General features: G+C 66.0%; 22 protein-coding genes. 10 read left to right on the top strand and 12 right to left on the bottom strand.

The features are described 5' to 3' along the window. Positions 1-2 precede the first annotated feature (2 nt). Together EOD43_RS09420 and EOD43_RS09415 are read right to left on the bottom strand one after the other, a co-directional pair. Positions 3-2012 (bottom strand): autotransporter assembly complex protein TamA, encoded by a 2010-nt coding sequence (locus EOD43_RS09420; protein WP_127743222.1) that lies wholly within the window; start codon positions 2010-2012, stop codon positions 3-5. 90 nt (positions 2013-2102) lie between these two features. After that, positions 2103-2315 (bottom strand): hypothetical protein, encoded by a 213-nt coding sequence (locus EOD43_RS09415; protein ID WP_206363510.1) that lies wholly within the window; start codon positions 2313-2315, stop codon positions 2103-2105. 227 nt (positions 2316-2542) lie between these two features. Here EOD43_RS09415 and EOD43_RS23620 point away from each other — a divergent pair, with 227 nt between their 5' ends. Further along, the gene (locus EOD43_RS23620) at positions 2543-2719 is read left to right on the top strand and encodes a hypothetical protein (RefSeq protein WP_164857171.1); all 177 of its coding nucleotides are present in this window, start codon (positions 2543-2545) and stop codon (positions 2717-2719) included. 113 nt (positions 2720-2832) lie between these two features. Continuing rightward, a complete protein-coding gene (locus EOD43_RS09410; RefSeq protein WP_127743221.1) occupies positions 2833-3903 on the top strand; it encodes an NAD(P)H-dependent amine dehydrogenase family protein in 1071 nt (356 codons plus the stop codon). Here EOD43_RS09410 and EOD43_RS09405 read toward each other — a convergent pair. Further along, entirely contained in the window at positions 3900-4577 is a 678-nt protein-coding gene (locus tag EOD43_RS09405) for a S24 family peptidase (protein ID WP_127743220.1), read from the bottom strand. The two genes, EOD43_RS09410 and EOD43_RS09405, sit on opposite strands and share 4 nt — an antisense overlap. 93 nt (positions 4578-4670) lie before the next feature. Between EOD43_RS09405 and EOD43_RS09400 the strand changes: the two genes are divergently transcribed. Next, complete coding sequence (locus tag EOD43_RS09400) at positions 4671-4859, top strand: hypothetical protein (protein WP_127743219.1); 189 nt, start codon at positions 4671-4673, stop codon at positions 4857-4859. Beyond that, on the top strand, positions 4856-5143 hold the full coding sequence (locus tag EOD43_RS09395) for a hypothetical protein (RefSeq protein WP_127743218.1): 288 nt from the start codon (positions 4856-4858) through the stop codon (positions 5141-5143). Before EOD43_RS09400 ends, EOD43_RS09395 begins: the two co-directional genes overlap by 4 nt. A gap of 52 nt (positions 5144-5195) precedes the next feature. On the opposite strand, the gene EOD43_RS09390 is transcribed toward EOD43_RS09395, so the two are convergent. Together EOD43_RS09390 and EOD43_RS09385 are read right to left on the bottom strand one after the other, a co-directional pair. Then, positions 5196-6818, bottom strand: coding sequence for a hypothetical protein (locus EOD43_RS09390; RefSeq protein WP_127743217.1), 1623 nt, complete (start codon positions 6816-6818; stop codon positions 5196-5198). A gap of 75 nt (positions 6819-6893) precedes the next feature. Beyond that, a complete protein-coding gene (locus EOD43_RS09385; protein WP_127743216.1) occupies positions 6894-8093 on the bottom strand; it encodes a TIGR04063 family PEP-CTERM/XrtA system glycosyltransferase in 1200 nt (399 codons plus the stop codon). 79 nt (positions 8094-8172) lie between these two features. On the opposite strand from EOD43_RS09385, the gene EOD43_RS09380 reads away from it, so the two are divergent. The 4 genes from EOD43_RS09380 (at position 8173) to EOD43_RS09365 (ending at position 11723) form a co-directional block, all read left to right on the top strand. After that, the gene (locus EOD43_RS09380) at positions 8173-8352 is read left to right on the top strand and encodes a hypothetical protein (protein WP_127743215.1); all 180 of its coding nucleotides are present in this window, start codon (positions 8173-8175) and stop codon (positions 8350-8352) included. Next, positions 8345-9814 carry a DUF5935 domain-containing protein gene (locus EOD43_RS09375; RefSeq protein ID WP_127743214.1) on the top strand — a complete coding sequence of 490 codons (1470 nt, stop codon included), beginning with the start codon at positions 8345-8347 and terminating at the stop codon, positions 9812-9814. Before EOD43_RS09380 ends, EOD43_RS09375 begins: the two co-directional genes overlap by 8 nt. A 23-nt stretch (positions 9815-9837) precedes the next feature. Continuing rightward, positions 9838-11016 carry a mechanosensitive ion channel family protein gene (locus EOD43_RS09370; protein WP_127743213.1) on the top strand — a complete coding sequence of 393 codons (1179 nt, stop codon included), beginning with the start codon at positions 9838-9840 and terminating at the stop codon, positions 11014-11016. Between the two features lie 92 nt (positions 11017-11108). Next, a complete protein-coding gene (locus EOD43_RS09365; protein WP_127743212.1) occupies positions 11109-11723 on the top strand; it encodes a hypothetical protein in 615 nt (204 codons plus the stop codon). Positions 11724-11739: 16 nt separating this feature from the next. On the opposite strand, the gene EOD43_RS09360 is transcribed toward EOD43_RS09365, so the two are convergent. From EOD43_RS09360 to EOD43_RS09340, 5 genes are all read right to left on the bottom strand, one after another. Further along, on the bottom strand, positions 11740-12789 hold the full coding sequence (locus EOD43_RS09360; RefSeq protein WP_127743211.1) for a Glu/Leu/Phe/Val family dehydrogenase: 1050 nt from the start codon (positions 12787-12789) through the stop codon (positions 11740-11742). Positions 12790-12866: 77 nt separating this feature from the next. Then, a complete protein-coding gene (locus tag EOD43_RS09355) occupies positions 12867-13235 on the bottom strand; it encodes a VanZ family protein (protein ID WP_127743210.1) in 369 nt (122 codons plus the stop codon). Positions 13236-13307: 72 nt separating this feature from the next. Beyond that, complete coding sequence (rpmE, locus tag EOD43_RS09350; RefSeq protein WP_127743209.1) at positions 13308-13538, bottom strand: 50S ribosomal protein L31; 231 nt, start codon at positions 13536-13538, stop codon at positions 13308-13310. A gap of 86 nt (positions 13539-13624) precedes the next feature. Continuing rightward, positions 13625-14554 (bottom strand): glycosyltransferase family 2 protein, encoded by a 930-nt coding sequence (locus EOD43_RS09345; protein WP_127743208.1) that lies wholly within the window; start codon positions 14552-14554, stop codon positions 13625-13627. Positions 14555-14587: 33 nt separating this feature from the next. After that, complete coding sequence (locus tag EOD43_RS09340; RefSeq protein WP_240653128.1) at positions 14588-16099, bottom strand: hypothetical protein; 1512 nt, start codon at positions 16097-16099, stop codon at positions 14588-14590. Positions 16100-16223: 124 nt separating this feature from the next. Here EOD43_RS09340 and mazG point away from each other — a divergent pair, with 124 nt between their 5' ends. Both mazG and EOD43_RS09330 read left to right on the top strand, forming a co-directional pair. Next, positions 16224-16961 (top strand): nucleoside triphosphate pyrophosphohydrolase, encoded by a 738-nt coding sequence (gene mazG, locus EOD43_RS09335; protein ID WP_127743207.1) that lies wholly within the window; start codon positions 16224-16226, stop codon positions 16959-16961. 128 nt (positions 16962-17089) lie between these two features. Next, positions 17090-18244 (top strand): GGDEF domain-containing protein, encoded by a 1155-nt coding sequence (locus EOD43_RS09330; RefSeq protein WP_164857170.1) that lies wholly within the window; start codon positions 17090-17092, stop codon positions 18242-18244. Between the two features lie 157 nt (positions 18245-18401). On the opposite strand, the gene hflX is transcribed toward EOD43_RS09330, so the two are convergent. Both hflX and hfq read right to left on the bottom strand, forming a co-directional pair. Then, positions 18402-19721 carry a GTPase HflX gene (gene hflX / locus EOD43_RS09325; protein ID WP_127743205.1) on the bottom strand — a complete coding sequence of 440 codons (1320 nt, stop codon included), beginning with the start codon at positions 19719-19721 and terminating at the stop codon, positions 18402-18404. Further along, positions 19718-20200: an RNA chaperone Hfq gene (hfq, locus tag EOD43_RS09320; protein WP_127743204.1), complete on the bottom strand. Its 483-nt coding sequence runs from the start codon at positions 20198-20200 to the stop codon at positions 19718-19720. The genes hflX and hfq overlap by 4 nt, the downstream gene beginning before the upstream one ends. Positions 20201-20348: the final 148 nt, after the last annotated feature.

The following is a 20348-nucleotide window of genomic DNA, read 5'->3' as shown; positions in this document are numbered from 1 at the left end:
CATCAGAAGGCCTGCCCCAGCGAGACATAGACGGTGACGCGCGAATCCCCCGGCCGCCGATTGAGCGGGGTGCCGACATCGACGCGGATCGGCCCGAAGCTGGTATAATAACGCACGCCCAGACCCGCGCCGTAGCGCAGATTGTCGAAGGTCGGCAGCGTCGCCGCATAGAGATTACCGCCGTCGATGAACGGCACCACGCCGAAATCGCCGAAGCGCACGCGGCTCTCGATCGAGAATTCCGCAAGGCTGCGCCCGCCCGCCGGATCGCCGTTGACGTCGACCGGGCCGATCTTCTGATAGCCGAAGCCGCGCACCGATCCGCCGCCGCCCGCATAGAAGCGCCGCGTCGGCGCGATCCGTTCCGCCCCCGCGCCGAAGATGCTGCCCAGCCGCACGCGGCCCGCCATCACCACGCGATCGGTGACGGGCATATAGTAACTGCCGTCGACTTGCGCCTTCACATAGCCGAAGGCGCTCCCCTGCAGCGACGCTTCGGGCGAAACGCGGCCCGACAGGCGATAGCCCTTGCTGGGGTTCAGCAGGTCGTCCGATCCGTCATAGGTCAGGCCTGTCGGGAACGCGCCGATCAGATATTGGCGCGAACGCGGCGCGCCCGTCGCCTTGACGGTATCGTCTTCCTTCGATGCGACGAACTCGACCCCGTAGAACCAGGTCCATTTCTTCTGCCAGATGATGTTGGTCTGGCGCTCCATCCCCGCCGCGATCGTAAGGCTGCGCGCCTCATAGGCATTCTGGTCGAGGTGGCTGAGATAGACCTGCCCCGTCAGCACGCGATCGCGCGCCTTGTAATTATTGCGGCGCAGGACCGCGCCCAGCGTCTGTTCCTGCGTACCCAGCACGCCGCGGAAGGTGACGCCGCCTTCGGGGCGGATCAGGTTGCGATGCTGCCAGCTCGCCTCGACGCGATAGCCCTCGCCCGTGCCATAGCCGAGCGCGCCCGAAATCGTCCGCGCCGGTGCCGGCTCCAGCTTCACCGAAACGTCGACCACGTCGGGATCGCTCGTCTCGACCGGCTTGATCGTCACCGCGCTGACAAGGCCCGTCTGGATAAGCGCGCGGCGCAGATCCTCGATCCGCGCGCTGTCATAAGGCTGGCCGGGGCGGAAGCGGGCGATGCGGCCGATATGCTTGGCGCTGAACAGCCGATCGCCCTCGATCGTGATCTTGCCGAACTTGCGCGAACCATTGGGTTCGATGCCCATGACCAGCGCGGCATTGTGCGCTTCGTGATCGACGGTCAGCTCGGGCTCGGCAACCTTGGCGAAGACGAAGCCTTCGCGCCCCAGCTCCGCCGTGACGGCCGCCTGCCCGGCCGTGATCTTATCCGCGTCGACCGGATCGCCGATCTTGAGGCCCAGCGCCTTGCGCACCTCCGGCGCCCTGTCGCCCGCCGCCTCGATCCCTGGCAGGTCGATCGCTGCCAGCGTGTAGAGCGTCCCCGGATCGGCATCGAGCACGACGCGCAGCTTCCCGCCTGCCGGTCGCTCGATCCGCGTCGAGACATTCGCCTCATAATAGCCGGCCGCGCGCAGCAGTTCGCCCAGCAATTCCTCATCCTGCCGCGCGCGGCGATCAATCTGGGCGATATTGCCCTTACCGTCGCCTTCCTTGAGCGCGGACAGGCTGTCGAAACGCAGCTTCAATCCCGCACGCGTCTCGTCGCTCAGGCCCTCGGCGTCCTGCAGCCCTTCGATCGCGATCTGATAATGTTGCTCGGCCTGTTCATCGACGCCGGTTTCGGCGTCCTTGTCGGGCTTGGTCGTGGCGCCGCCAGAAGACGCATCCTCCCCGTCCATCGACGGCCATTCGACACCCAGATCGGGCAAGGGCGCCATGTCCGACGCGGGATCGAGCCCCGCCGTATCGGACGACGGAAGCGTTTCGGGCGCGACAGGCGCAGTGCCTTGGGCCTCGGTTCGGGCGCCCGCACAGAATAACGCTATGACCGCGAGGGACTGTGCGCCCAACGACGCGCGACCGGCCTTCATGCGCGCCTGTCTAGCGCGGCGTCTGACGCCCCGCCAGTAAACAGTTCGATTAAGAAACCATCCGGCGCACGGCCGTGACGGGTCGTCGCGTCAGTGGACGGTGCCGACGGCGCTCGATTGGGCGAGGACGACGAGGACGCGCTCGATCTGGCGCCATTCGCAGAAACGGATCGCATTGCCGAGTTCGCGGTAACGCACGGCGCGCGATGCCGCCTCAGCAAAGGCCGCATCGCCGAAATCACGCAGCAACTCGGTCGCCTGCTCGATGCCCGATCGATCGGCGATATAGAACAGCTCTTCCAAGCAACCCCTCCCAAAACGCCCCTTCCCCTTCCAAGCCGCGTGCCAGCTTTGCGGACTTGGCCGATTTCAGCCCGTTCGCTGGTGCACGCCGCGTTCACCAAATCCCGATATGAACCGTTGTTCCCGCAACGGGACAGGTGGGACAGCAAATCTTCCGCCCCAAAACACCGGCAAACATGAACGGTGAATGGCTGGCGTCCGCCTGCCTGTCGTGGCAAGGGGCGCGCATGTCCGATCCCGCACCCAAGGCATCGCGCGCCGCCGGCGCCATCCTCGCCCTCACCATCGTCGTCGGGGCCTTCGTCGGCGCACGGATGCACCAGCCCACGATCGGCATCATCGCGGGCCTCGCGATCGGCGCGGCGATCTCCGTCGGCCTCTGGCTGTACGATCGCCGCCGCTGAGGCGGGCCTTCCCCGTTTCCCCTTAACGCAAATCCGATGTGCGTTCGCGTGCATCGCGCCTGCCCCCGGCCCCGTGTATCGCTCGCTCCAAACAGCAGAGTGAGGGGATCGACGTGGACCGACGGCCGTTGCGGATCATCCAATGTGGAGCGGGCCTGGCCGGTAAGGAGGGGTTGCGCGCGATCATAGAGCGCGACGACCTTGAACTGGTCGGCCTCTACGCGCATAGCGATGCCAATGTCGGCCGCGATGCCGGCGACTTCGCGGGGTTTCCCGACACCGGCATCCGCGCCACCAACGATATGGCCGCACTGCTGGCCACCGATGCCGACGCGGTCGTCTATATGGTGCGCCAGCCCAATCTGGACGTCATCTGCGGATTCCTGTCGCGCGGCGTCGACGTGCTCACCTCGGCCGGCTTCATGTTCCCGGCGTGGAACGACAAAGAGGCCGCACGCCGGCTGGAGAAGGCCGGTAAAGCGGGCGGCGCCAGCTTCTTCGTATCGGGCCAGAATCCCGGCTTCGTCGATGAAGTGCTGGTCCTCACGCTCAGCTCGCTCAGTGGCACGTGGGACGTGATCCGGATCGACGAATATGCCGATTGCTCGCGCTACCCGAACCAGGGGACGCTGGCGATGATGGGCTTCGGCCACACGCCGGAGGATTTCGCATCGGGCAAGGTCGCCGAACTGGCGACGATGGTGGGCTTCTTCGAAGCCTCGATCGCCGGGCTCGCCCACGGCCTGGGCATGGATCTCGACGAGATCCGCTCGACCCGCGAACTCGTCACCACGCCGCGCGCGCTCGAACTGCAGGTCGGGCGGATCGAGGCCGGCACCGTCGCCGGGCAACGCTGGCGCTGGGTGGGGATCAAGGACGGCGTCGAGCGCATCGTACAGAACACCTATTGGGTCGTCGGCTTCGATCTGGCCGAAGGCTGGCCGAAATCGGGCGAGATGGACGGCGATACGCGCTGGGAAGTGACGATCGAGGGCCGCCCCTCGCTGCGCTGCGTCTTCGATGCCCGCGAAAGCTTCGTGCCCGGCGCCATGCCGACCGGCGCCTACAATGCCAGCGGCGCGGCCACCGCGCTCGCTCTGGTCAATCGGCTTCACGCAGTCGCCGCCGCCCGGCCCGGCATCGTCGCGGCCGGCGATCTGGCCCAGCCGCGCTGGAAGGGTTAGCGGAGCCGCCGTCCCGTCCACAGCACCCGGCCGACCACGTCGACCGTCTCCGGATTGCACGCCCATTCGGCCGGATAACGTTCGCGATTGTCGCTGCGCACGACGAAGCCCGCGCCCGTCCGCTCGATCCGCTTGACGATCAGCATTCCGTCGATGCGCAGCACATAGATGCCCTCGCGCAGCCGGTTCGCGGCGTCGGCGCGGTCGACTAGGATATCGTCGCCATCGACCAATGTCGGCTCCATCGAATCGCCCGCGACGCGGATCATCGACAGGCCGTCGGTCCCGCCCCCTGCCAGCTCGCGCAGCAGCCGCGCGTCGAACGCCAGCCGCGGGCGCGCCTCCTCCGTATCGACGAAGCCGCCCGGCCCCGCCGACGCACCGACATCGATGCGCGGCACCGTCACCAGATCGGCCTGTCGCGCGCGCCGTGATCCCGCCGCCGCCACGACCGGCGCAGGCGCAACCGCTGGGCCGCCCAGAATTTCCTCAGCCACGCGAAAATAGGATGCGAGGATTTTCCTATCGGCTTCGGCCAGCCGCTGCGGCGTTCCGCGCTTGATGAACTGCTGGATATAGGCCGGATTGCGCCCGATTAGCCGCGACAACGAGCTATAATCCTCGCCCCTCTCGCGGATCAGGGCATCGAGCGCCTGTCGGGCTTCATCCTCCATATCGGCGATTATATGATAGGACTTTTCCTAGACAAGTAGGAAATCGAGAATGAGAACATAAACAGAACATTCGAATCGACCACGGAGGCCGCGATGCACCTGCTGACCACAATTGACCGCTATCTGAAGGCCAGCGGGGTGCCCCCTACCCGCTTCGGGCGCGACGCCGTGCGCGATCCGCGCCTCGTGCACGATCTGCGACGCGGGCGGCAACCGGGCGCACGGATGAGCGCGCGCGTCCTTGCCTATATCGCCGATCGGCAGAGCGAGGTGGCGCGATGAACGATCCGGTTCGCATCATCCTGCGCGGCCTGGCGAAGACACTGGGCGGCGCGATCGAACTGGTCGAGCGTGAGACCATCGACTGGGCGAGCATCACCTTTACGGGCGGGCGTCACCGGTTGCGATTGCGGAGTTCGGCCGATCCCGCCCCGCTGATCGCGACGATCGGCGACATCGACTTTCCGCCGCGCGATCATCTGGTCGCGGACATCCTGATCGGTGAGATCAGCGCGTCGGATCGCGGCTGGCTGTTCGAAGTCGAAGCCCTCACGGTCGAGCTGTGAGGGCCGTTCTCCGACGATGACGTAGTGACAAGATTGACAACATTCGACGAAATCAGCCGTGCTTGCGCACCAGTTCGCGCAGCTTTTCGAGCGCCATGTGCAGCGGTTCGTCGAGCATCGCATCGCCGTCGAGCACATTGGCAGGCTTGGGCGGCGTGACCGGGCGCGCCATATCCACGCGCAGCGGCGTCGGGGCGACCGGCGTGGAGGCGATCGGCATCGGCCCGCCGATCACCGGCGGTTCGACCGGCGGCGCCGGTGCGGGCGCCACGGGCTGCACGGCGGCCGGCCAGATATCGGTCGCGGGCGTCGGCGCCGAAACAGGGGCCGGCTGCGGCGGCTGCGGAACCGGCGCGACCCAGGCCGGTGCGGCCGGGCGTTCGACCGGCGCGGCCTGTACAGGCGGCGGTGCGACAGGTGCGGGCGGCGGAGGCGGCGGCGCCATCACCGGAGCGGGCGGCGTCACGACCGGAGGCGGCGGCGGTGCCATGACCGGCGTGGGCGCCGGCAAGGCCGCGGGCGTACGGCGGGTCGCCATGCCGCGCTCGAGCCGCGCCAGCAGATCGCCGAGCGGCGCCTGATCGAGCGACGCCGGCACCGGCGCATGGAAACGCGGCGCCTGTTCGACCACCGGGGGCGGCGGCGGAGGCGCCACAGGCTCGGGCGGAGGCGGAGGCGCCATGACCGGCGGCGGCGGCGCCATCACCGGTTCGGGTGCGGGCGGCGGAGGCGGTGGCGCGACCGGCGGCTGCATCACCGGCGCAGGTGCGACGGGCGGCACGAGCGACGGCGCTGCGAACGGGTTCTGCGCGAAGGGGTTCGACACGGCAGGCGCCGCCAGCGACGGGGCCGCGAACGGATTTTGCGTCAGCGGCGACGCGAGCAGCTGCGACGGCGCAGGCGCGATCGGTGCCTCGGGCGTCGGAGCCGGGCGCGCCGCGAACGGATCGAGCGGAACGGGCGCGGGGATGATCGGCTCGGGCACCGAAAGCTCCGGCATTGGCGTTTCGGCCACGAACGGCTGCGGCATGATCGGCGCTTCGGGAACAATCTCCGGCTGCGGATCGGGCGCCAGCGCGCTCATGTCGAGGTTCAGTGTCGGTGCCGGCGGCTGCGTCGGTGCGCGCGGCGCAGGCGGCACGCCGGGCAGAAGCTGATCGAGCGGCGGCAGCAGTTCGTCCACCGCGGGACTTACGGCGGCCGGCGTAGTCAGGCCGGTCGGCTCGCCGATGTCGGTCATCGCCGAGAGCGGGCGGCGCGTATCGATCTGCGGTAGCGCCGGGGGTGCCGCCGGGCGCGCGCCGGGCAGCGGGCCGAAGTCGATCGGCGCCGGCCCGTGGCCCGCATCATAATCCTCATAATCGTCGTCGCGGCGCGAACGGAAGATCAGGGAGAGCATCGCCTTACCGAACAGCAGCCAATCGACCAGCACCCAGCCTACGCCCGCGGTCGCGATGCCCGCCAGCGCCGCCAGCAAAGCGCGGTCGCTCGCGGAGATCGGCGGCTCCGCCTCGACCATCAGCTTGGACAGGCGCGACATCGTCGTCAGCCGTTCCAGCGCCTCCTGCGGCAGCGCGAACACCAGGAAGGCCACCGCCGCGCCCATTAGCAGCGCCAGCGATATGCCCATCACCAGGCTCGTAACCCGACCGATGCTCTTCTTCTTTCGTACCACCAGCGCACCCATGACGATCCAGCGAGCCCCCTTAACGCAGGATGTGTTTAATTCGGGTTGAAAACGAATGCATGATCATCGGGGTCCGATCAGTTTTTCGTAAACCGGGCGATAGCGCGCAACGTTCACACCCCAGTTGCGCTCGCGCTCGACGAACGCCCTGCCCCGATCGCGCATCGCTTCCCACCCGCTGCGATCGTCGAGCATGTCGGCGACCGATTTGGCGAGCGCGGCGGGATCGTCGGCGGCGAACAAAGTGCCGGTCACGCCGTCCTCGATCAGTTCCTTGTGCCCGCCCACGTCCGACGCCGCGACCAGCCGGCGCTGCGCCATCGCCTCCAGCGGCTTGAGCGGAGTGACCAGATCGGTCAGCCGCATCGACTTGCGCGGATAGGCCAGCACGTCGATCAGGCTGTAATAACGCTCGACCTCGGTGTGCGGCACGCGGCCGATGAAGTGGATGTTCGCGGCGACGCCCGATGCCTCGGCCTGCGTCTTCAGCGCCGCCTCCATTGGCCCGCCGCCGACCAGCAGCAGTTGCGCCTTGGGCCGCCGCGCGACGATCATGGGCATCGCGGCGATCAGATCGTCGAGCCCTTCATAATCGTAGAAGGATCCGATGAAGCCGATGATATCCCCCGGCTCGATCCCCAGCTTCGCGGCGAGGTCCAGATCGGGCGGCGGGATTTCGCCGAACAGCTCCAGATCGACCCCGTTCGGCGACACCATCACCTTGTTCGCGGGCGTCCCGCGCGCGATCAGATCGCCCTTCAGCCCTTCGCAGATCACCGCGACCGCATCGGCATTCTTCACCACATGCGATTCGACCGCGCGGGTCAGGCGGTAGATCGCCGAACCCTCGGTGCCCGTCCCGTTACCGACCGCCGCATCTTCCCAGAAGGCGCGAATCTCATAGACCAGCGGCAGCTTGAGCGCCTTGGCCGCGCGCAGCCCCGCAAGCCCGTCGAGCGCAGGCGAATGGGCGTGGAGCAGATCGGGCTTCCATTCGCGCGCGACCGCGATCACCCGATCGGCCAGCGCCTTCACCTCACGCAGCTCACCGAAAGGCGCGATCGCCTTCTTCACCGGCGCAGTGCGATAGAAGGTCAGCCCCTCCTCGATTTCCGGATCGGGATCGGGCTTGTTGTAGCGCGGCCCCGTCACCCCCGCGACCTCCCATCCCATCGCGATTTGCGACTTCAGGATGGCGCGCGTGCGAAAGGTGTAGCCGCTGTGGATCGGCAGGCTATGATCGAGGATGTGCAGGATCTTCATAGGGCAGCAGGGCGCATGACGCCCCATGCCTTGTCAACCTGTTTCGGCGCGCTGCGAAAGCGGGTAGGAAGATGTTACGATGATTGACACCGGAACGCTGATCCTCGCCCACCTGTTGCTCGCATGGGCGGCGTTGCGCGTGTTCAACTCGCCCGATCTCAATACCGAACCGCAGCGATCGAAGCGCCAGTTCAAGCAGGTCGGGCCGAAGGCGCGACCGTTCGGACTCGACCCATCAGGCAAACGCCGCCGTGCGTGACATATTCCTCATCGTCTTCATGATGGGATTGACGGTGCTGGCGTTGCGGCGGCCGTTCCTGTTCACCTGCGGCTATATCTATATCGACATCGTCTCGCCGCAGCGCCTGGCCTTCTACCTGCTCAGCTCGATCCCGATCTCGCTGATCTTCTTCATCGCCGCCTTCCTCGGCTGGGCGATGGCGGACAATAAGAAGGAACTCGTCTTTTCCGCGCGGCAGGTGATGCTGATCATGCTGCTCGCCTTGTGCGGCATCACGACGTGGAACGCCGTCTTCTATTCATCGGCGATCGTGAAATGGGACTGGGTGTGGAAGGCGCTGGTCTTCGCGATCTTCCTGCCGATGACGCTCTACACGCGCCAGCGGATCGAACTCGTGCTGGTGTTCATGATCGTATCGCTATCGGCGATCACCGTGGTCGGCGGCGTCAAGACGCTGGCGGGCGGCGGCGGCTATGGCACGCTCAACCTGATGGTGAGCAACAATAGCGGCCTGTACGAAGGCAGCATCATCTCCGCCGTCGCGATCTGCATGATCCCGCTGATCCTGTGGTATTCGAAATATGGCACGATCTTCCCGCGCGGGCCGTGGACGCGGCTCTATTGCTACGCGCTGGTCTTCGCCAATCTGATGATCCCGATCGGCACGCAGGCGCGCACCGGCCTCGTCTGCATCGCGTTCATGATCCTGCTGGAGCTGCGCGCCGCCAAACATCGGATGCGCTACATCGCGATCGTCGCGGCGGCGTCGATCATCGCCATCCCGATGCTGCCCAGTTCGTTCAGTTCGCGCATGGAAACGATCGCCGGCTATAAGGGCGATGCTTCGGCCAGCACGCGCCTTGCCGTGTGGAAATGGACGATCGACTATGTGAAGGAACATCCGTTCGGCGGCGGCTTCGACGTCTATCTGGCCAACAAGCTGACGATCAACATGTCGTACAAGACGGCCGACGGCACGACCGTGAACGTCGTCGGCTATGATCAGGGCCGCGCCTTCCACAACAGCTATTTCGAAATGCTGGGCGAACAGGGCTATCTGGGCGTCATCCTGTTCCTGCTGATCCACCTGACCGGCATCATCCGCATGGAGCTGATCAGACGCGCCTACCGGAATAATTTGGGTGAGGATGCGTGGGTATCGCCACTCGCCGCCTCGCTTCAGCACGCCCACCTTATCTACCTGCTCGGCGCATCCTTCGTCGGCATCGCGCTGCAGCCCTTCATCTATCTGATCGTCGCGGTAGAGATCGGCTTCGATGTCTATGTGCAGCGGCATATCCGCAAAAGAGCGTGGAATCCGTTCCGCGTCCGCAAGGGTCGCCAGTCTCCGGATGGCCAATATCTGCCGAACCCGGAGGATGACGAGGACGATTTTGACGAGCCGGAACCGGAACGATCCCCCACCGGCCCACGTTGGGGCCCTAAAGCGGCGCCCAAACCGATGGGCCGCCCAAGTTGAGTTAGGCATCTGGCGGAAGATTGATGACTGCTAAAAAAGGCGATCCCCTGGTCGAAGGCTTCACACCCCTCCTCCAGTCCTCGCACGATCTCCGGATGCTCTGGGATCAGACGCTCCATTGGATCTCGATCAACTTTCTGGGGATCGCCATAGCCGCGACGGTCGGCGCGATCATCATCGCGGCGTTGTACGGCATCCGTATGTTGGGGCTTCGGCTATGCCGCAATGACGGAATGCGCGGGCATTGGCCGGCGATCATCGGCCGCGCGGTCGCCCGCACCAATCTCTTCTTCATAGTGATGCTCGCAGCCCGGCTGGTCAGCGGATATGCGCGCCCGCCCGAAGCGATCGACACCACGGTACGTTTCCTGTTCACCGTCGCCGCAGCCATTCAGGGTGCGATCTGGGTTCGCGAACTGATCATCGGCGCTGTGGAGCAGCGCGCGGGATCGGACGAAGCCTCGACGTCGCTGGGCAGCGCGGTGGGCATCATCCGCCTGCTCGTCAGCGTGATCTGTTTCGCGATCGCGATCCTGCTGATCCTCGACAATATGGGGGTCAACACGACCGGCCTCGTCGCCTCGCTGGGCGTCGGTGGCATCGCGATCGGTCTGGCGGCGCAGGGCGTCTTCTCCGATCTGTTTGCGGCGCTTTCGATCCTGTTCGACAAGCCTTTCCGGCGCGGTGATTCGATCGGCTGGGATCAGACCACCGGCACCGTCGAGGAAATCGGCCTCAAGACGACCCGCGTTCGATCGGTGACGGGCGAAGAGGTCGTCATTTCCAACGCCAATCTGCTGAACAAGGAAGTGCGCAACCTCGCGCGGCTCCCGCGTCGCCGCGTGGTGCTGGCAATCGGCGTGATCTATCAGACCAGCCCCGAGACATGCCGTCGCATCCCGGAGATCGTCGAGGAGATCGTCTCTGGCGTGGAACATGCCCAGCTCTTTCGCTGCGGCATGACGGGGTTTGGCGCCTCCAGCCTTGATTTTGAGGTGCTGGTGGATGTGATGAGCGATGAGTTCGCCATTTTCGCTCGCGCCCGGCATGAAGTCTGCGTAGGCATTCTCGAACGGTTCGCGAAGGAAGCGATCGAGTTCGCCTATCCCACCCAGACCACCTTCACCGCGGCGCCGGACGGCACGATGATCATGCCCTATCCCGACCATGCGATCGTGCCGGTGATGCCGGCGGAGAATTGATCCGCGCCGGCCAAATCGCCCCCATTGTCACCCACCCGCCCGCATGCGATGGCCCGGTCAGCGGGGCACGCTGATGTTGGGGGATGTTTGAAATGGCGGCTTTGTTACCGATATTGATCGCGGCGTCGGTGGTGCCCGCGACGCCGGTCGAACCGAATATGTGGTTCACCAGCAAGGAGCATCCGAAGACCGCGCTGCAGGTCACGCGGCGGGGCCAGCTCGACTATGCGATCGACGTCGCGCCCGATGGCACTGCGATCCGTTGCGACACGCCGGTCCACGAAGGGCTGGACAAGGATGTCTGCGAAATCGTGATGAAGCGCGCGCGCTTCCAGCCCGCGAAGGACGATCAGGGCAATGCCGCCTTCGCACGGCACGACGTCCTCGTCAGCTTCCTGATGCCCGGCAGCAAGGGCCGGCCCGATCGCTCCAAGCTGACCATCAAGGTCGACAGCCTGCCCGCGGGCGTCGTCAGCCCGGCATATGCGAAGGTCGCTTTCATGGTCGATGCCAATGGCGCGATCAGCCATTGTGCGTCGACGGCGGGCGAACGACGTCGCTTCATGCAGACGGTCGAGGCGCTCGGCCCGGCGGCGTGCGAGGCTCTGGCGAAGGACTATCGCCCCACGCCCGCCCGCAATGCCGCCGGTGCGCCTGTGGCTTCGGTGCAGAGCCTGCTCGTCAAGTTCGAGACGAAGCAGCCCTGAAGTCAGCCGGGGCGGTTCAGCCCCGGCCGATCAGGCGCTTGGCCATGCGATCGGCGACGATCGCGGCGGGAACGTCGTTCGCGGCGCTTTCCGCCCACACGTCGTTCAGGCGCTCGGGGATGCGACGGACGCGCGCTTCGACTTCGGCGCGGTCGCCCTCGCCGAGATATTCGAGCGCGACGTTGATGATGCCGCCGGCGTTGATGACGTAATCGGGCGCATAGAGAATGCCGCGCGCATGGACGCGATCGGCGTCGTTCGGCGTCGCCAGCTGGTTGTTCGCGCCACCGGCCACGACCGGCACGCGGAGCGCGGCGATCGACTGCTCGGTCAGGATCGCGCCCAGCGCGCAGGGGCTGAGCACATCGGCCTCGACCGTCAGGATGTCGGCGGCCGGAACGTGCGACGCGCCCAGTTCGTCGGCCAGCTTCGCCGCACGCGCCGCATCGGCATCGGCCAGCGTCAGCTTCGCGCCATCGGCCGCGAGACGACGGGCAAGGCCGCCGCCGACGCTGCCCACGCCCTGGATCGCGACATGGACGCCCTGCGCGCTATCCTTGCCCAGCGCGCGCTTGATCGCGGCCAGCACGCCCAGATAGACGCCGAACGCCGTCGTCGGCCCTGGATCGCCGCCCGCGCTGCCCGCGGCGACGGGCAGGCCCGAGACGTGGCGCGTCGTCTTTGCGATCGCGACCATATCCGCATCCGACATGCCAACATCCTCGGCCGTCACATAACGACCACCCAGCGAGTCGATCGCGCGACCGAAGGCGGCGAGCATCTCGGGCGTCTTGGTGCGCATGGTATCGGCCAGGATCACGGCCTTGCCGCCGCCCATCGGCAGGCCGGCCATCGCATTCTTGAAGCTCATGCCGCGCGACAGGCGCAGCGCGTCGACGATCGCGTCATCGCCGTTCGGATAATGCCAGAAACGCGTGCCACCCGCCGCCGGGCCGAGGTGCGTCGAATGCACCGCGATGATCGCGGTCAGACCCGAAGCCGCATCGCGAAAGAGATGCAGGCCCTCATGATCGTCAAAATCGGGCAGGGTCCAGGGTGCGGTCATGGCGAGTCTCACGCGAAATTAGATTACGGACGCGCGCAATAATCTTATTCGCCCGATTTGGCCACCCCTTGAGCGCTCTATCGTTCGAACAGACGGGGGAGCCGCTTTTCGAACGGCCAGACCAGCAGGAGCATGATGATGATCGCGGCGCTGTCCGCCACCCAGTCCCAGATGTTCGCATCGCGGCCGAAGATCGGCATGCCCTGGCTGATCTCGATCCACGCGCCGTAGATCGACAGGCCGAGGAGGGTCAGCCAGCGGGGCGCCGCAGGATAAGCAAGCCGCGCGAGTAGGGTCAGCGTCAGAAAGGCGGCGACGTGATCGGTCTTGTCGCTGCCGCCCATCGTGGGGGCTTCGTCCCCCGGCATCAGCGCGGCGCCATAGGTGAAGGCGGTGGTCGCCCAGAAGGCCGCGATACGCAACTTACGCCAGTTGGAAAGCGCCATTCACCTGTCCCCGACATGGAAATGGCCGGGCTTTCGGCCCGGCCATCCCGATTTTCAGTTCGCTTGCGAAGCTTACTTCTTGCCGAGCGAGAGCCCGCCGAAGCGCTTGTTGAAGCGAGCCACCTGGCCGCCCGCGTCGAGCATCTGGCCACGGCCGCCGGTCCAGGCCGGGTGCACCGACGGATCGATGTCGAGGAGGAGCGTGTCGCCCTCCGCACCGTAGGTCGAGCGCGTCTGATACGTGCTGCCGTCGGTCAGCTGGATGGTGATCGTGTGGTAATCGGGATGAATGTCTTTTTTCATAGCACTTGGCTCCGCTTGAGCGGCTGGTTCCAACCAGCCCGGAAATCGAAGGCGCGCCTCTACAGGCACCGGCCTCGCTTGGCAAGTCAGGCGTTGGGATCGCCCGGCGCGGGGAAACTCAGATAAGCGAGCCGCCGCACTTCGAGCCGCCCGCGCGTGACCGTGTCGAGGATCAGCCCGCACGCGCCCGACAGCACCGCGAGGATCATCAGCCCGGTCGACAGCAAGGCGGTGGGGATGCGCGGGACCAGCCCGGTCTGGACATAGGTGATGACCAGCGGGATCGCGAACAGGATCGCGGCCAACGCCAGCAGCGCCCCGATCGCCCCGAAATAGATGATCGGCCGCTCGACCCGATAGAGCGTCAGGATCGTCCGCAGGATCCGCCAGCCGTCGCGATAGGTCGACAGTTTCGAGGTCGATCCTTCGGGCCGTGCGCCATAGGCGGTCATCACCTCGCCCACCGGCATCTGCAGTTCGAGCGCGTGGACGCTGATCTCGGTCTCGATCTCGAAACCCGCGCTCAGCACCGGGAAGCTTTTGACGAAGCGGCGCGAAAAGACGCGGTAGCCCGAAAGAATGTCGGTGAAGCTGCGCCCGAACAGCGAAGCGAGCAGCCCGGTGAGCACCTTGTTGCCGGTACGATGGCCGCGGCGATACGCCTCCTCAATCTCCGACTTGCGCGCGCCGACGACCATGTCGAGCCGTTCGTCGAGCATCATCGCGATAAGGGCGGGCGCCGCGGCGGCGTCATAGGTCGCGTCGCCATCGGCCATCACATAGATGTCGGCCTCGACGTCCGAAAACATGCGGCGGACGACATGGCCCTTACCCTGCATCCGTTCGGTGCGGACGATCGCACCCGCGGCCCGCGCCACCTCCACCGTGCGATCGCGGCTGTTATTGTCGAAGACGTAGATGCGCGCTTGCGGAAGCGCCTGGCGAAAGCCCTCCACGGTCGCGGCAATCGCCGCTTCTTCGTTATAGCAGGGCAGGATGACCGCGATCGATGGCATAGCATCCGGTGATATCGATGGCGTCACGACCTGTCATCCCTTCGCTTTGCGACGCGCAATCATCAATGCGACCCACGCGAACAGCGGCAATATCCACACGATCCGCCCCTGATAGCGCCATTGCGGTTCGGACACCGCCCCGCCCAGCACTGCATTGACCAGCATCGCGACGGCGAACAGCGCGAGCCACAGCGCCAGATCGCGCTCCGCACCGTCGCGGCGCCACGGTCTCGTCGCCATCCAGACGAGAAGGCCGAGGACCGATGCCGCGACGACAATCTTGTGAAGCGCCCAGATCGCATCGACCGGCCAGCCATTCTGTCCGCTCAGGCTGCGCATCATCCGCGCATGTTCGGGTTCGGGGATCGACGGCCAGCAGGGCGAGATATCGCCGCAGCCATAGTTGATGCCGACGTCGAAACGGACGAGCTGCGACAGGCTGTTACGCAGCATCGCGTGCGTCTGGGCAATCGAATAGGCCTTGAGCACCGCAATCGCGAAGGCGGTATCTTGCGCCGACATCGCGCGCCGTTCCTCCGGGCTGGCGAGCCGGAAGATTCCCCGCCCCGGCACGGTCGACCACAGAAACTCGCTGTCGTCGCGCGGATGGGCGTCGCGAAAGGCGCAGATCGCGAAGGTGCGCGGATCGCATCCCCGCGCGACGAAGGCTTCGCCCGGCCCGTCGGCGAAGAAGCGCGCCGTCAGCAGCGGGACGAGCTGTGGCTCCTTTCCAAAGGTGCGCTCCACGACCATGTTGGTCACGATCACCGAGACCATTCCGATCGCGACGGCGATCGATGCTGTGACGATCGCAGGGCGTATCTCCGCAAACGGGCGGCGACGGACCAGCGCGATCGCCACCAACAGCGCGGCCATGCTCAGCAAGATCACGATATGCGTCAGATGCGCGACCGCCGATGCCGCCATCAGCAGGATGAGCAGCACTCGCTCCCACCGCGCCAGCCTGCCCCTCTCGGTCGTCAGCAGGAGGAATGCGATGATCCCGAAGCCGGTCAGCGCATCGGGCATCAGCAGCGCGTCGAAGAAAGGCAGGCTCGTCAGCAGCGCGAGCAGCGCCACCGTCCCTGTGACGATCGTCGGGCGCGCCAGCCCCAGCAGCCGCAGCGACTGACGGATCAGGCCATAGGCGATCCCGGCCTGCAGCAGCACGAACAGCCAGAAGGCGCTCGCGACATAGGCGATCCAAAGCGCCATGCCGAAATAAGGTGATCGCCCCGCCATGACATTGCCGTGCGCGATATCGTTGCCGTTCGCAGCCTTCGCCGGCCGCGCCGCAGCGGCGGGCGCCGGTGCGGGGGCATCGAGCGAACGGGCATAATGCGCGGTCCACGTGGTCGCGATCCGCTTGCCCGAAAACAGATAGACCGCGCTGTCGGCGGCGCGGACATAGGATGTCGTGTCGGCGAAATAGAAGGGCTGGCGGTTGACGATCGCGGGCCAGCACAGGGCCAGCACGCAGGCGATGTGCATCAGCCACGCCGCGATCCGTCCGTGCCTGTCGTCCGTTCCGGCCGCTGACGCCACATCACCCCCGTCGGTCGGCCGTCCCCCAACGGCGTTTTACTGCAACCTTCTTTCGCGGTCCCCCGCCGGATTGGCAACCCGCCGCCGCCCGCTTACCCTTGGATCGACACCGGAGACCGAAAATATGATCGAAGACCTTCGCGATATCATGGCGCGGCTGCGCGATCCGGAGCGCGGCTGCCCGTGGGATGTCGAACAGACCTTCGCCACCATCGCGCCCTATACGATCGAGGAAGCCTATGAAGTCGCCGACGCGATCGAGCGATCCGATATGGAGGCGCTGAAGGACGAACTGGGCGATCTGCAGCTTCAGGTCGTGTTCCACGCGCGCATGGCCGAGGAAGCCGGGCATTTCGCGCTGAAGGACGTGCTCGATTCGATCGGCGCGAAGATGATCCGCCGCCACCCACATGTCTTCGGAGACGGAAGCAGCCCCGGCTGGGAGGAGATCAAGGCCGAGGAACGCAAGGGCAAGAGCGCGGACGCGAGCGCGCTGGCCGGCGTCACCGCCGCCCTCCCCGCCTTGCTACGCGCCGAAAAGCTGCAGAAGCGCGCCGCACGCGTCGGCTTCGACTGGCCCGATCCCGATGGCGCGAAGGCGAAGGTGGTTGAGGAGATCGACGAGGTCGTCACCGCGCCCGATCAGGACGCCCGGACCGAGGAGATCGGCGATCTGCTGTTCGCGGTGGTCAACTGGGCGCGCAAGTTCGGCGTGGATCCGGAAGGCGCGCTGCGCGCGGCCAACGCGAAGTTCGAACATCGCTTCCGATCGATGGAGGATATGGCCGGCGACGATTTTCCTGCGATGTCACTGGACGACAAGGAAAAGCTGTGGGTTGAGGCGAAACGCCGGCCGCGCTGATATCATGGAAGCGACGCTGAATGTGCGTCAGTAACGACGCACGTTAGGGCTTTCGTATATAATTGTAAAACATTGTAAAAATCACGATTTTGCGCTATCCGGGCTCGGAATCCGGGGGGACTGAAATTTTGCGGCCGCATATCCTGCCTCGCCTGTTGCGCGCACCCGATCGCGGGTCGAGGCTGTCGCTCGGCACGCGGATCGAGTTGATCCAGTCGCTGTTCGCCATCCCCGCCCCCGCCGTAATCATGACGATCAGCTTCGCGGGCGCCGGTTATTTCGTGGTTCGCGACAGCAATGATCTGCCACTGCTGGTCCTGTTCATCCTGGGCCTCACGTCGTCGGCGGGGCGGCTGGGCACCCTGTTCGGATATCGCCGATCTGTCTTCTCCGACACGATCGAGCCGCAGCGCGTGTTCACGATCGAACGCTGCTTCGCCGCCAGCTATATCGCCTTCGCCATCTTCTTCGGCCTGTTCTGCGCACGCGCCTTCCTGCTGCTCGACGATCATATGCGCCTGCCGATAGTGGCACTCGTCTATGGCTATGGCGCGGGCGTGGCGGCGACGGTGGCGCTGCGCCCGTGGATCAGCGTGACGAGCATATTGGCCGCGATCATTCCGCTGATCGGCGTCGGCATCGCGATGCGCGAGGGCGCCTATCTGGGCACCGCCGTCCTGACCGTGATGTTCCTGGGCGGCGGCATCATCGCGATGATGCAGCGTTATCGATCGGCGTCGAACGAGATCCAGATGCGCCGCCTCCTGGAAACGCTCAACCGGCAGGACGACCTGACCGAACTGCCCAACCGCCTCCAGCTCGACGAACATTTCGCCAGCCTGGCCGCGCGGCCCGATACCGGCGCGATGATCGCGATCCATCGCGTCGACATCGATGGCTTCGCCAACGTCAATCTGGAACATGGCCAGCAGATCGGCGACGCGGTGCTCAAGGCCATATCGCGCCGGCTGGGGCGGATCGGCCGCGGTTGCCTCTCGGCGCGGCTGGGCGGCGACGACTTCCTGATCGTCCAGAGCGAGATCGGACAGGCGCGCGAGGCCGACATCCTTGCGCACAAGATCGTCCAGACGCTCGAAAAATCCGACGGCATCGCCGGCCGCGACGTCCATGTCGCCGCGCGCGTCGGCTATATCGTCGATATCCAGCGCGACGCCGACCTCGACGACCTCGTCGCCCATGCCGAAGCGACCCTGGCTCGCGCCAAGGACGAAGCCGTGCCGATCGCGGGCGAAACCATCAGCGGCTGGAACGCGGCGGCGTAAGGCCGCCTACCCTCCCCTCCCACTCGTCATTGCGAGCGTAGCGAAGCAATCCAGGCCCGCATGACAGAGGCTCGCGACCTAACTCGAATGCGGGCCTGGATTGCTTCGTCGCCTTCGGCTTCTCGCAATGACGATTTTTGTGTGGGAGCGGTGCCGCTCAGTCCCGCGCTTCGAAGCGCCCGTAGTCGATATCCGACAGCCGCACCTCCACAATGATCCGGTCGCCATCGGCCTGCTGATCCAGCACCTCGCCATGCGCGTGCAGCCACGCAAGCGCGGCGCCGTCGGCGGCGTCGAGGGTGAGGCGGTGAATGTGGGCGCCCTTGCTCAGCAGATCGGAGACGGTGCGGCGCAGGTTTTCGACGCCCTCGCCCGACCAGGCCGACAGGGTCGCGACATCCTCGCGCCGCGCCGCCTCGGCCAGCAGCGCCGCGCGCTCCTCCGCGTCGAGCAGGTCGATCTTGTTCCAGACCTCGATGATCGGCGGCCCCGGTTCTTCGCCTTCAGGCGCCTTCGGTCCCACGCCGATTCCGCCCAGCACGTCGAGCACGTCGGCCGCCTGCGCATCGCTGTCGGGATGCGCGATGTCGCGGACATGGACGATCAGATCCGCGCCCGTTACCTCCTCCAGCGTCGCACGGAAGGCGGCGACGAGCTGGGTCGGCAGGTCCGATACGAAGCCCACCGTGTCGCTCAGGATCGCCTTGTCGAGGCCAGGCAGCGAAATCTGCCGCATCGTCGGATCCAGCGTCGCGAACAGCAGGTTTTCCGCCATCACGTCAGCGCCGGTCATCCGGTTGAACAGGGTCGATTTGCCGGCATTGGTATAGCCGACCAGCGCGATCACCGGCCACGGCGCACGCCGCCTGCGCGCACGGTGCAGCCCGCGCGTGCGGCGCACCTGCTCCAGCTCGCGGCGCAGCTTTGCCATCCGATCGCGGATCATGCGCCGGTCGGCTTCGATCTGGGTTTCGCCCGGACCGCCGAGGAAGCCGAAGCCGCCGCGTTGCCGCTCAAGGTGGGTCCAGCTGCGGACCAGGCGGCCCTGCTGATAATCGAGATGCGCGAGTTCGACCTGCAGCCGACCTTCCGCCGTCGCCGCCCGCTCGCCGAAGATTTCGAGAATAAGCCCGGTGCGATCGATGACCTTCGCCTCGGTCGCCTTTTCCAGATTGCGCTGCTGGATCGGGGTCAGCGCGCCATCGACGATGATGAGTTCGGCCTCGGCCATGCGGGCCGCGAGCGCGATCTGATCGACCTGCCCCGAACCGAACAGGGTCGCGGGCTTGGGATCGCGCAGGCGGAAGGCGAGCCTTTCGACCACGTCGACGCCAATCGCCGCGGCAAGGCCGGCGGCCTCGTCGAGGCGCGCGTCGGTCGATCGCTGCGAAGCCTGATCGGCACGATCGGGCAAGGCCACGAGCGCACGCGCGCCGCGGCCGAACCCGTCGTCCTCACCCCGGTTGAAAACGCTCAATCGTCGCCCGAATCAGCCTCGGCCAGATTCAGCGGGTGTGCCGGCTGAACGGTCGAGATCGCATGCTTGTAAACGAGCTGGCTCAGGCCATCGCGCCGCAGGAGCATGCAGAACAGATCATAGGCCGCGATTTCGCCCTGGAGCATCACGCCGTTGACGAGGAACATCGTCACCGGCTCGCGCGCCTTGCGGCAGGCGTTCAGGAAGACTTCCTGCAGCAGGTGCGACTTCTTTTCCTCGAAGCCCTTTTCGACTTCGGAGATGTCGACGGGGTGCGAAGGCATCACGGTGGAGATCGCATGCTTGTAGATCAGCTGCGACTGGCCGTCCCGGCGCAGCAGCACCGAGAAATTGTCGAACCAAGTGATGATGCCCTGGAGCTTGACGCCCTTGACGAGGAACATCGTCACCGGGGTCTTCGACTTGCGAACCGAGTTCAGGAAAATATCCTGGAGATTATTGACCTTGTTGTCGGCCATCGTGCCGGTCTCCGGTCTTGGCGGGTCGTGGCCCGCTCCTGCGCCTTTGCATGGCGTCGTGCGTCGCCCGCCCAACACGGGAACGGCCGACATATAGCGAGCGGACGCACGCGCGTCCACTTCGCAGATGCAGCAATTTGGCAACAGC

The sequence above is a fragment of the Sphingomonas crocodyli genome (assembly GCF_004005865.1).
Lineage (GTDB): Bacteria > Pseudomonadota > Alphaproteobacteria > Sphingomonadales > Sphingomonadaceae > Rhizorhabdus > Rhizorhabdus crocodyli.
This window is presented reverse-complemented; position numbering and strand designations above follow the sequence as displayed.